Annotated in this window: 11 protein-coding genes; 5 read left to right on the plus strand and 6 right to left on the minus strand. The window is 69.3% G+C overall.

Annotated features, from left to right (window positions below; all coding sequences use genetic code 11):
• The first annotated feature begins 19 nt into the window (after window positions 1-19).
• The 3 genes from G6N19_RS09180 to G6N19_RS09190 all read left to right on the plus strand — a co-directional run bounded on the left by G6N19_RS09180 (window position 20) and on the right by G6N19_RS09190 (window position 3,169).
• Entirely contained in the window at window positions 20-1,468 is a 1,449-nt protein-coding gene (locus tag G6N19_RS09180) for a CCA tRNA nucleotidyltransferase (RefSeq protein WP_013831252.1), read from the plus strand.
• 25 nt (window positions 1,469-1,493) lie between these two features.
• Window positions 1,494-2,024 carry a hypothetical protein gene (locus tag G6N19_RS09185; RefSeq protein WP_013831251.1) on the plus strand — a complete coding sequence of 177 codons (531 nt, stop codon included), beginning with the start codon at window positions 1,494-1,496 and terminating at the stop codon, window positions 2,022-2,024.
• A gap of 287 nt (window positions 2,025-2,311) precedes the next feature.
• On the plus strand, window positions 2,312-3,169 hold the full coding sequence (locus G6N19_RS09190) for a PE-PPE domain-containing protein (protein WP_013831250.1): 858 nt from the start codon (window positions 2,312-2,314) through the stop codon (window positions 3,167-3,169).
• Window positions 3,170-3,343: 174 nt separating this feature from the next.
• Here G6N19_RS09190 and G6N19_RS09195 read toward each other — a convergent pair whose 3' ends face one another.
• The gene (locus G6N19_RS09195; protein ID WP_013831249.1) at window positions 3,344-4,117 is read right to left on the minus strand and encodes a TIGR03084 family metal-binding protein; all 774 of its coding nucleotides are present in this window, start codon (window positions 4,115-4,117) and stop codon (window positions 3,344-3,346) included.
• Entirely contained in the window at window positions 4,110-5,411 is a 1,302-nt protein-coding gene (locus tag G6N19_RS09200) for an MFS transporter (protein ID WP_013831248.1), read from the minus strand. The genes G6N19_RS09195 and G6N19_RS09200 overlap by 8 nt, the downstream gene beginning before the upstream one ends.
• Window positions 5,412-5,541: 130 nt before the next feature.
• Here G6N19_RS09200 and G6N19_RS09205 point away from each other — a divergent pair, with 130 nt between their 5' ends.
• Window positions 5,542-6,156 carry a YqgE/AlgH family protein gene (locus tag G6N19_RS09205; RefSeq protein ID WP_013831247.1) on the plus strand — a complete coding sequence of 205 codons (615 nt, stop codon included), beginning with the start codon at window positions 5,542-5,544 and terminating at the stop codon, window positions 6,154-6,156.
• Between the two features lie 16 nt (window positions 6,157-6,172).
• Here the strand turns inward: G6N19_RS09205 and G6N19_RS09210 are convergent, their stop codons facing one another.
• Both G6N19_RS09210 and G6N19_RS09215 read right to left on the minus strand, forming a co-directional pair.
• Entirely contained in the window at window positions 6,173-6,619 is a 447-nt protein-coding gene (locus tag G6N19_RS09210) for a hypothetical protein (protein ID WP_013831246.1), read from the minus strand.
• 24 nt (window positions 6,620-6,643) lie between these two features.
• Window positions 6,644-7,558, minus strand: a complete 915-nt coding sequence (locus tag G6N19_RS09215) for an LpqN/LpqT family lipoprotein (protein ID WP_081465611.1) — start codon at window positions 7,556-7,558, stop codon at window positions 6,644-6,646.
• A 185-nt stretch (window positions 7,559-7,743) separates the two neighbouring features.
• Between G6N19_RS09215 and leuS the strand changes: the two genes are divergently transcribed.
• Window positions 7,744-10,620 carry a leucine--tRNA ligase gene (gene leuS / locus G6N19_RS09220; protein ID WP_049792979.1) on the plus strand — a complete coding sequence of 959 codons (2,877 nt, stop codon included), beginning with the start codon at window positions 7,744-7,746 and terminating at the stop codon, window positions 10,618-10,620.
• A 38-nt stretch (window positions 10,621-10,658) separates the two neighbouring features.
• Here leuS and G6N19_RS09225 read toward each other — a convergent pair whose 3' ends face one another.
• On the minus strand, window positions 10,659-11,324 hold the full coding sequence (locus G6N19_RS09225) for an SDR family oxidoreductase (protein WP_013831242.1): 666 nt from the start codon (window positions 11,322-11,324) through the stop codon (window positions 10,659-10,661).
• Window positions 11,324-11,836 (minus strand): MarR family winged helix-turn-helix transcriptional regulator, encoded by a 513-nt coding sequence (locus G6N19_RS09230; RefSeq protein WP_013831241.1) that lies wholly within the window; start codon window positions 11,834-11,836, stop codon window positions 11,324-11,326. Before G6N19_RS09230 ends, G6N19_RS09225 begins: the two co-directional genes overlap by 1 nt.
• Between the last annotated feature and the right edge of the window lies 1 nt (window position 11,837).

An 11,837-nucleotide genomic window follows, 5' to 3' on the forward strand; every position in this document is an offset into this window, starting at 1 on the left:
CCGTCTAAGCTCATCGAACGTGCCCGAAGCCCACCAGGATGCCGACCTGCTGACAGCGGCGGCGGTCGCCCTGAACCGGCACGCCGAGCTGCTGCGCGACCTCGGCGCCATGTTCGATGCGGCCGGCCACCAGCTGTACCTGGTGGGCGGATCGGTCCGCGACGCCCTGCTGGGCCGGTCCAGCCCCGACCTGGACTTCACCACCGACGCTCGCCCCGAGCAGGTGCAGCAGCTGCTGCGGGGCCGCGCCGAGGCGCTGTGGGACACCGGGATCGAGTTCGGCACCATCGGTGCCGGCCTGCACGGGTACCGCGTGGAGATCACCACGTTCCGGGCCGACAAATATGATCGGGTGTCGCGTAATCCCGAAGTGCGCTTTGGGGATTCGCTGCACGAGGACCTGGTGCGCCGGGATTTCACCGCCAATGCGATGGCGGTCCGCATCACCGGAGCCGGTCCGGGGGAGTTCCTCGACCCGCTGGGTGGCCTGGCGGCGTTACGAGCCGGGGTGCTGGACACACCGACGGCACCGCAGGACTCCTTCGGTGACGATCCGCTGCGGATGCTGCGCGCCGCCCGGTTCGTTTCGCAACTCGGCTTCACGGTGGCGCCGCGGGTGCGCGCCGCGATCGAAGAGATGGCCGAGCAGCTTTCCCGCATCACACCCGAGCGGGTGGCCGCCGAACTGGACAAGCTGCTGTTGGGCGCCGACCCTGCAGCCGGCATCGAGCTGATGGTGGCCAGCGGGATGGGCGACGTGGTGCTGCCCGAGGTCGGCGCCATGCGGATGGCGATCGACGAGCATCACCAGCACAAGGACGTCTACCAGCATTCACTGACCGTGCTGCGGCAGGCGATCGAGCTCGAAGACGCCCGGGGCGGTCCCGATCTGGTGCTGCGCTGGGCGGCGCTGCTGCACGACATCGGCAAGCCCGACACCCGCCGCCACGAGCCCGACGGTGGGGTGAGCTTTCACCACCACGAGGTGGTGGGGGCGAAGATGGTGCGCAAGCGCATGCGCGCGCTGCGGTACTCCAAGCAGATGGTCGACGACGTCTCGCAGCTGGTGTATCTGCACCTGCGCTTCCACGGCTACGGCGACGGAAAGTGGACCGATTCGGCGGTGCGGCGCTACGTCACCGATGCCGGACCGCTGCTGGACCGGCTGCACAAGCTGGTTCGCGCGGACTGCACCACCCGAAACAAGCGGCGGGCAGCACGCCTGCAGGCCAACTACGACCAGCTCGAAGCGCGCATCACCGCGCTGGCCGAGCAGGAGGACCTGCAGCGGGTGCGGCCGGACCTGGACGGCAACGAGATCATGGCGCTGCTCGACATCCCCGCCGGGCCGCTGGTGGGGCGGGCGTGGAACTTCCTCAAGGAGTTGCGCTTGGAGCGGGGACCGTTGTCGCGGGACGAGGCGACGGCCGAACTACTGGCGTGGTGGCAGACCCAGCGGAACCGCTAGCGGCGCAGGCACGTCTGATCCGGGTATGGATTATTGCCTGGGCGACGGTGACGGAGCGGCGACGATGTGGAGCGGGCCGCCCGACCTCGATCTCGACGGCGACGGCGTGGCCGATGCGATCGCCCTCGACTTCGACGGCGACGGGCTGCAAGACGACGCGTTGGTCGATCTCGACGGTGACGGGGTGGCCGACCACCTGATGCTGGACCTCGACGACGACGGCGCCCCGGAGGCCTCTTTCACCGACGACGGATCCGGCACGTGGGGGCATGGCGTGGCGGCGGGCTCGGCGGACCGATCGGGCGGGTTGCGGTGGTCGGGACTCGACGACGCCGAACATCTCGGTGGTCCACTGGTGGATTTCGACGGCGACGGCCGCATCAACGACCGGCTGCTCGACTCCGACGGCGACGGCCGCGCCGACCGGGTGCTGATCGGCGATGGATCGGGCGGCTACCGCGCGGCCTATGTCGACACCGACGGCGATGGGCGGTGGGACATCAAGCTGACCGACGCCGACGGCGACGGGGCCGCCGACGGGGCCACCGCCCTGTGAGCCCCGGTTGTTATGCAGGCCCGTGGGAGCGCCCGCAAACCGCATCCGGCCGGGCGACTTGAGGCGCGAGGAGCCGAACAACCGTTCGATAAAAGTGCGGACTTCACGACATTTTTATGGGCTTTCGCACCCTGGATCGACCTGTAGCAGCCCTCAAGTGGACGCCGCCGGCCGTAGCGTATAAGTTAGCGCGCGTACGGAAAAGCCCTCTTGTCGCACAGCTACGCGGTTGAGACTGGGTGTGGGCGACTGCCGTCGGGTTACCGCAACATCGGGGGGAGGAACTGGTGAACAAGACGACCGTGGGCGCGCTGTTGTCGGCGCCGATCATCATCGCGGGAGTGACGGCAGCGCCCGCCCCCGCTGCTGCCACCGACCACCACATCCTCGACTACGCGCTGGCCGCCGAGGCTCTGGTCATGATTCCGGCGATGAATCAGAACTGGCTCGATCTGAGTAAAGAGCTGTATCTGGTGCCGAACGGGTTCCCCGAAGACGGCGATGCGACCTTCCTGCAGGTGCCCGAGACCTACGACCTGAACGCCAGCATCAAGGGCGCCACCGACATCCTGGTCGACGCGATCAAGACTCGGTGGGACGCCGGCGACTTCGACTCCGGGGACCCGCTGTACATCTTCGGGTACTCGCAGGCCAATGTCGCCGCGGGCCTGGCCATGGAGCGACTCGCTGAGGAAACGGACATCCCCAAGGACGCACTGCATTTCGTGATGGTCGGGGACAGCGCCGCAGAGGGCGGCTTCCTGAGCGGCTTCCTGCCCACGTTGCTGCAGTGGGTGCCCGAAGAATGGCACGACGACGTGATCACGATGGTTTATCAGGTCGCCGAGATGATGAACATCGACTCGGTGATCGGTCTGGTCACCCCGAACGATCTGTACACGGCCGACGTTTACTCGCTGTCCAGTGACGGCTTCGCGAATTGGGATGACGGCCACCAAATGGCCGGCATGTTCAGCGACCACCTCGCGTACCTGGGCCTGTCGCCGGAGGAGATCGCAAGTGCGACGCAGACGGTGAGCGGCGACACGGTTTACCACATGATCGACACCGCCAACGTGAACATGTTCCAGGCGTTGGTGAACTCGGCCGAGATGATCATGGGCGGTTTCCTCGCCTGGTTCTGAAGCCGCCGGCGGCTCAGACCGCGTCGAGTGGGAATCTCACGGCACGACGCGCGGCGGCGGCGTCGGTGAATTCCCAGTGGGGCCGGGCATTATGTGGCCGGCTCTCTTCGCGCTGGCGCGCTCATCGCCCGGAGCGGTGCTGATTGGGCTCCGGCTCTCTTCGCGCTGGCGCGCTCATCGCCCGGAGCCGGGCGGCCCCGCGAAAGCTTGGGCGATCTCCAGCCAGCGCTGGGCGTCCTCGCCGTGCGCGGCGACGTCGAGGTCGGCCAACGGCCGACGCTGCGTGACCAGAAAGCAGAAATGCTCGGCCGAACCGGTCACCCGCTGCTCGGCGTTCACCGGTCCCCACGTCCACACCCCACCACCGGGGGCGTGTAGTTCCACGTGAAACGGTTCGCCGGGCGGGGTCAGGTTGTGGACGGTGAACGCGTAGTCGCGGGTTCGCACGCCCAGATGCGCGATGGAGCGCAACCGCGCGGTCGGTGCCCGTCGCACCCCGAGCGCGTCGGCGACGTCCAGGCCATGCGCCCAGGTCTCCATCAGTCGCGCGGTGGCCATGGACGCCGCGCTCATCGGCGGGCCGAACCACGGCAGCTTGCGGCCGTCGGGGACACCCAGGAGGGCTTGGTGCAACTGCGCGCGCGTCGATCGCCAGTCCGCCAGCAGATCAGCCGGCGCCGCGGTGGCCAACTCGGCCGCACCGGCGTCGACGAAGCCGGTCGGATCGCCCATCGCCGCCGCGAGTTGGTCGCTGAAGCCGGCCTCGTCGGTGATGGCCAGCAACGCGACCCGGTCCGTCCACAGCAGATGAGCGATCTGATGGGCGATGGACCAGCCCGCCGCCGGGGTGGGCGCACCCCACTGACTGTCGGTGAGTGGGGCCACCAGCGTGTCGAGGTCCTCGCTCTCGGCACTCAGATCGGCGACGATCGGTTCGGTTTCAGCCATGCCCGTACTGTATGCCCCCCACCGGATCCCGGGGCCGCCCGATCAGGCTGTGCCCCGCCAGGCCGGCCAGGTACAACAGCGTTCCGGCCACGATCAGCCACGGCGCCTGCCCGTCGGGGGGAACCACCGCCGCGGTGGCGGACACGGCCAGGACGAACGAAGCCCAGAACAGCGAATCCTGCACCGCGAAGACATGTCCGCGCAGCGCGTCGTCGACGTCGATCTGCATGGCGGTGTCCGCGCACAGCTTGACCACCTGCCCGGCCACCCCGAGCAGGAATCCGCACAGCACCAGCACCGGCAGATACAGGCCGATCCCGGCGAACTGGATCACCGCCGCCGCCGCCAGCGCCCCGTTGGCGGTGGCGTACCGGCCCCAGCGGTGGACCGCTGGCGGGGTGAGCAGGGTGGCCAGGAACGATCCCGCGCCGGCCGCGGCGACGAACAACGCCGTGGTGCCCAGACCCGACACCGTGTGCTCGCCGACGTGGCGCACCATCACCAGCACCAGCAGGGTGTTGATGCCGAACGCCATCCGGTGTGCGGCCAGCCCCGACAGCGTCGCCGCCACGGTGGGCCGGTCCCGCACCGTCCGGATGCCGTGCAGCCAGCCCATCGTCACCGCGTAGAGCACCGATCCGTGGATGGCGCGTTTGGTGTCGTCGGGGCCGAGCACGTGGCGGCCGAACCGCAGCGAGAGCAGCAGCGCGATCGCGACCGGGATCGCCACCGCCGCGATGATCGACGCCGCGCCGCGATCGTTGGCGCCTACCAGCCAGCGCGGCACCAGCATGAAGTTCGCGCCCAGGAAGGCCGCCACCGCACCGGTCGCGATCGCCAGCGCGTTCATCGTGACGACCTGGTCGCGCGGCACCACGTGGGGCAGCGCCGCCGACAACCCGGAGGCGATGAACCGGGTGAACCCGTTGGCGATCAGGGCCGCGCACAGCACCGGCAGATCCCCGGCGCCGATGGCCAACAGTGCGGCGATGCCGAGCACCAGCACCAGGCGGGCGATGTTGGCCACCACCAGCACCATGCGCCGATCCCAGCGGTCCAGCAGCGCCCCGGCGAACGGCCCCAGCACCGAATAGGGCAGGAACAGCACGGCGAACGCGCCCGCGATCGCCCACGGCGCCGCGGCCCGGTCCGGATTGAACAGCAAGGCGCCGGCCAGGCCGGCCTGAAACAAGCCGTCGCCGAACTGGCTTGCGGCACGCAGCTCCAACAGGCGCCAGAACTCCGGCAGGCTGCGCGCCGACCGCCACAGCGATGCGGGTGCGCGGGTGTCCACCAAAAGACCTACTTCCGGACGCGGGCGGCGGCGCGGCACCGGCCCCAGACCAGAGTACAAATCTTGGCGGTCGCTTGACGTTCGGTACAGGTCGCCCCCGATCGCCGGGTTCGGGTGCCATGATGGGAGGGTGGCGCAACCCGAAGAACCCGAGGACGCTGAACAGTTTGTCGCGCCCGCCGCGCATCGGGTACGGGCCGGGACGTTGCTCTTGGCCAACACCGATCTGCTCGAACCCACCTTTCGCCGCACCGTGATCTACGTGGTCGAGCACAACGACGGCGGCACGCTGGGCGTGGTGCTCAACAGACCCAGTGAAACCGCCGTCTACAACGTGCTGCCGCAGTGGTCCGAGCTGGCCGCCAAGCCGAAGACGATGTTCATCGGCGGCCCGGTGAAACGCGACGCGGCCTTGTGCGTCGGACTGTTGAAGATCGGTGCGGATCCCAACGATGTGCCGGGCGTGCGCCATATCGACGGCCGGTTGGTGATGGTCGACCTCGACGCCGAACCGGAGTCCATCGCCCCCCACGTCGAGGGGGTGCGGATCTTCGCCGGCTACGCCGGCTGGACCATCGGCCAGCTCGAAGGCGAGATCGAGCGCGACGACTGGATCGTGCTGTCGGCGTTGCCCTCAGACGTGCTGGTCCCGCCCCGGGTCGACGTGTGGAGCCGGGCCCTGCGACGCCAGCCGTGGCCCACGGCGCTGCTGGCCACCCACCCGGTCGACATCAGCCGGAACTGAGCGCCGGCACCGCCGGTTACGAGCAGCCGCAACCGCTGCCGCAGCCCGACGCCGGCTCCGGCTCCGGCGGTGCGCCGCCGGCGCAACCGCAGCCGGCGCCACAACCGACGTCCTCGACCGGTGCGGCGTCGCCGCAGCCGCAGCCCGAGCCGCAACCACCGGCCGCACCGGCTGCGGCGGACTGGCGCGCCGCGTAGCGGGCTCCCTGCCAGGCGCCGGCGGCCAGGATGACCAGCGCACCGGTGATCGAGATGATCAACGCCAGCAGCGCCACCGCGGGCGGACCGGCCAGCACCAGCGCGCCGCCCACCGCCAGGATCACCCCGACGGCGACCTGGGCGGGCGCCACCGCGCGCAGCACCAGTTGCTCGGGGTCGCCGGTGAGCGGCCGGGCCAGGGTCCGCACTCCGAACACCAGCGATACCACGGCCGCGACCAGGCACAGCACACCCATGATCAGCATGGGTTCAAGGATACGAGGGGCCGATCAGCCGGCGTGGCCCGCCCGGGGTTGCGCCGGAGCCGGTGCCGCGGGCCCGTGGGGCGCCGCCGGCAGCTGCGTGCTGACGGGCTGTTCGGCGCCGCGTGAACTCACACTGAATCCGTTGACGATCGCATCGGTCGCCGGGGCGTTACCGACGGCGCGGCCGGCGCCGGTGGTCACCGTCAACGAGACCAGGTAGGCGGAGTCGGGCGTCGGCACGATCACGTGACGCCGGGAGGTGTTGAGCGTCATGTCGGCGTCGCGGTAGGTGCCCTCGATGATCGAGGAGGGAAACCCGTTGAAATCGGCCAGCGAGGCGTTGGTGGTCTGCCAGGCCATCAGCTGCTGGCTGTCGACGAACCCGTGGGTGATCGCCTCTTTCGGGTCGAACTGCCCGACCAGCCGATAGACGACCACCTGCGCGTTGGGCGTGTACAGCGACCCGCTGCGCCGGTCGGCGATGACCGCGAACGCGTCGGGCACGTTGGGGTCGGGAACGTGGCTCCAGCCGGCCGGCATCGGCAGGGTGATGTTGAAGGCGGTGAAGCCGGAGGCCTGCTGCGGCTCCAACTGCACCTGCTTGGCGGCGAAGTAGTCGCGCAATGTGCCGGAGGTGGCGGGCACCAGGGCGTTCGGCGCGCCGCCGCCCGCAGGTCCCGGTACGGCCGCCGGTGCGCCCGCCGCCGGGGTCGGGGCCGGTCCGGGTGCGGCCGGCCGGGGCGCCGCCGGCAGTGGTGGGGTCACCGGCACGGCGGCCGGTTGCGCGGCGGGCTGGGCCGCCGGGCCGTAGGGGCTAGGAGGCGTCGGCAGCAGCGGGTCGCCCATGGCGACCGGCACTCCCAGCGGGCCGCCGAAGGCCGCCGCTGTGACAGCCGCGCAGCCGACAAGTAACCGCCAGCGGCGAACCGTGTTCGTCATCTCCAGGGGTCCTTCCGGGACGGGCCGGGCAATGGTGCCCCGGCCTTGGCTCGACGGTAGCCAGCCGCGGCCAGGCGCCGCCAGGGCCGCAACCGACCTGGAACGAAGCCCTCATCGGCCTGCAACGCAACCGATATCAAGCTGTGGCGATCGGGCCGAAAAGCCGCGCCCTTTACCCTGTTGAGGTGAACGAAGCCCCGACCACCCAGGTGCCCGGCGACCAGGCGCCCCGTCACCGCTACACGGCAGCGCTGGCCGGGCGCATCGAAGGCGCCTGGCAGGATCACTGGGAGCGGGCGGGGACCTTCAACGTCGCCAACCCGGTCGGCTCGCTGGCGCCGTCGGACGGTGCGGCGATACCCGCCGACAAGATGTTCGTCCAGGACATGTTCCCCTACCCGTCCGGTGACGGCCTGCATGTCGGCCATCCGCTGGGCTACATCGCCACCGACGTCTACGCGCGCTACTTCCGGATGACGGGCCACAACGTGCTGCACGCGCTGGGCTTCGATGCGTTCGGGCTGCCCGCCGAGCAGTACGCGGTGCAGACCGGCACCCACCCGCGCATCCGCACCGAGGCCAACATCGAGAACTTCCGCCGGCAACTGCGGCGTCTCGGTCTGGGCCACGACAGCCGGCGCAGTTTCTCCACCACCGACGTCGACTTCTACAAGTGGACGCAGTGGATCTTCCTGCAGATCTACAACGCCTGGTTCGACACGAGTGCCAACAAAGCCCGCCCGATCACCGAGCTGATCGCCGAGTTCGACTCCGGTGCCCGCACCCTCGACGACGGGCGGGACTGGGCGCAGTTGTCGGCGGGGGAGCGAGCCGATGTCATCGACGGCCACCGACTGGTCTACCGGTCTGACTCGATGGTCAACTGGTGCCCGGGGCTGGGCACGGTGCTGGCCAACGAAGAGGTCACCGCGGACGGACGAAGCGACCGAGGCAACTTCCCGGTGTTCCGGAAGCGGCTGCGGCAGTGGATGATGCGGATCACCGCCTACTCCGACCGGCTGCTCGACGACCTCGATGTGCTGGATTGGCCGGAAAAGGTCAAGACCATGCAGCGCAACTGGATCGGGCGCTCCACGGGTGCCGCGGCGCTGTTCGGCGCCGACACCACCGACGGCGCCGAGGTGGACATCGAGGTGTTCACCACCCGCCCCGACACGTTGTTCGGCGCCAGCTACCTGGTGCTCGCGCCCGAACACGATCTGGTCGACCGGTTGACGGTGGCCGACTGGCCGGACGGGGTGGATCAACGCTGGACGTTCGGGTCCGCAACGCCGGCTGAAGCCGTCGCCGCCTACCGCAAGGCGATCGCCGCGAAGTCGGATCTGGAACGCCAGGAGAACAAGACCAAAACCGGTGTGTTCCTCGGCAGTTACGCCACCAACCCGGCCAACGGTCAGCAGGTCCCGATCTTCATCGCCGACTACGTGCTGGCCGGCTACGGCACCGGCGCCATCATGGCAGTCCCGGGCCACGACCAGCGAGACTGGGAGTTTGCCGCTGAGTTCGGTCTCCCGGTCGTCGAAGTCATTGCCGGCGGCGACATCTCGGAAGCCGCGTATGCGGGTGATGGAACCCTGGTGAATTCCGGCCCGCTGAACGGCATGACCGTCGACGATGCCAAGCAGGCCATCACGCGGCAACTGGAGTCGCAGGGCCGGGGCTGGGCTCGCATCGAATTCAAGTTGCGGGACTGGCTTTTCGCCCGGCAGCGATACTGGGGCGAGCCGTTCCCGATCGTGTTCGATGCCGACGGCCGTCCGCACGCCCTGGATTCCGCGGCACTGCCGGTCGAGCTGCCCGATGTCGGTGACTACTCGCCGGTGTTGTTCGACCCGGACGACGCATCCAGCGAACCCTCGCCGCCGCTGGCCAAGGCGACCGACTGGGTGCATGTCGAACTGGATCTCGGTGACGGACTGCAGCCCTACACCCGCGACACCAACGTCATGCCGCAGTGGGCCGGAAGTTCTTGGTACGAGTTGCGTTACGCCGACCCGCGCAACGCCGACCAGTTCTGCGCTCCGGAGAACGAGGCCTACTGGATGGGGCCGCGGCCTGCCGAGCACGGTCCCGATGATCCGGGCGGCGTGGACCTTTACGTCGGCGGTGCCGAGCACGCGGTGCTGCACCTGCTGTACTGCCGTTTCTGGCACAAGGTGCTCTACGACCTGGGGCACGTCAGCTCGCGCGAGCCCTACCGCCGCTTGGTCAACCAGGGCTACATCCAGGCGGCCGCCTACACCGACTCGCGCGGGTCGTATGTGCCGGCCGTCGATGTCGTGGAACGCGACGGGAAGTTCTACCTCCCGGGCCCCGACGGTGATACGGAAGTCTTCGCCGAATACGGCAAAATGGGTAAGAGCCTGAAGAATTCGGTGTCCCCCGACGAGATCTGCGACGCCTACGGTGCCGACACCCTGCGGGTCTACGAGATGTCGATGGGCCCGCTGGAGATGTCACGGCCGTGGGCCACCAAGGACGTGGTCGGCGCACACCGTTTTCTGCAGCGGGTGTGGCGGTTGATCGTCGACGAGGAGACCGGCGCCACCCGGGTGCTCGACGCCGAGCCGGACACCGAGACGCTGCGGCTGCTGCACCGCACCATCGTCGGAGTGTCGGAAGACTATGCGGCGCTGCGCAACAACACCGCCGCCGCCAAGCTGATCGAGTACACCAACCATCTGACCAAGCAGCATCGCGACGGGGTTCCGCGCGGGGCCGTGGAGCCGCTGGCACTGATGCTCGCACCGCTGGCCCCGCACCTGGCCGAGGAGCTGTGGCAGCGGCTCGGCCACGATTCCTCGCTGGCGCACGGCCCCTTCCCGGTGGCCGACCCGGCCTATCTGGTCACCGACACCGCCGACTACCCGGTGCAGGTCAACGGCAAGAAGCGGGGGCTGGTCACGGTTGCCGCCGACGCCAACACCGAGGAGATCAAGGCCGCCGCCCTGGCCGACGAGAAGGTGCAGGCGTTCCTGGCCGGCGCCACGCCGAAGAAGGTGATCGTGGTGTCCGGCCGGCTGGTGAACCTGGTGGTCTGAGCCCGGCCGACCTCGCGGAAAAGAAGGCGGAAAGGAAACTACCGCGGGCGGACCACGACCTCATGCAGGTGCGCGTCCGGCGGGGTGCGCACCGCGGCGGCCACCACCTCGGCGACGGTATCGGGACGCAGGAAGCGGTCCGGATCGTACTGGCCGCCTTCGTAAGCGACCAGGTCGTGTTGCATCTCGGTGTCGACGCGGCCGGGGTAGACGGTGGTGACGCGCAGCGCCGGCTCGTCGCTGCGCAGTGAGTCCGCGAACGCGCGAAGCGCGAACTTACTGGCCGAATATGAGGCCATTCCAGCGGAAACCCGTTGTCCGGCACCGGAGTTGATGAACACCACATGTCCGCGGGCCTGCCGCAACGCGGGCAGCAGCGCCAGTGTCAGCGCTACCGCACCGAACACGTTGACCTCGAAGGTGGCCCGCCACTCCTCAATGTAGGACTCGCCCGCAGCGCCGGGCAGCATCACCCCGGCGTTGTGCACCAGCACGTCGAGTTCGTCGACGATCTCGGTGGCCGACTCGATCGCGTCGCCGTCGGCGAGATCGAGCGGCCAGGTGGTGGCGCCGAGCCGTTCGGCGACGGCGTCGAGCCGCGCCGACGGTCTTCCGGCCAGCAGCAGGGTGTGGGTGGGCGCCAGTGCGGACGCGATCGCCGAACCGATCCCACCGCCGGCGCCGGTGATCAGGGCGGTCGGCATCAACCGCAGTCCAGCGGGCAGTCGGACCCGTCGTCCGCGGGCGTCCCGGCGGCACCGTAGGCGGCCAGCCGCTCCAGCGGTTCCAGCGCGCGGGTCAAGGTGTCCAGATCCTCTTGGCTGAGCTCGCTGAGCATCACCGCCAGGGCCGCGTGCCGGTTGGCCAGCGACTCACGGTGGCTCGCCAGACCCTCCTCGGTGATGTCGACCAGCACGGCCCGCAGGTCGGACGGATCCCGGCTGCGTTTGACCAGGCCGATCTTCTCTAAACGGCGGATCGCCACGGTGGTGGTGGGGGTGCGAACCCGTTCGTGGGCAGCCAGTTCGGTCATCCGGATCGGCCCGCGGTCCAACAGCGTGATCAGGATCGACAGCTGAGCCAGCGTGAGTTCGCCGGTCTTCGTTCCGCCGCTGATCTCACCCCGCCGCAGTATCGAGAACAGTTTGGACAGCGAACGATGCAAGCCTTCTGCGACCGCCGTCACCTGCGGGGTCTCGGCTTTGCTCTCCGCCATA

It is taken from the genome of Mycobacterium novum, from assembly GCF_010726505.1.
GTDB lineage: Bacteria > Actinomycetota > Actinomycetes > Mycobacteriales > Mycobacteriaceae > Mycobacterium > Mycobacterium algericum.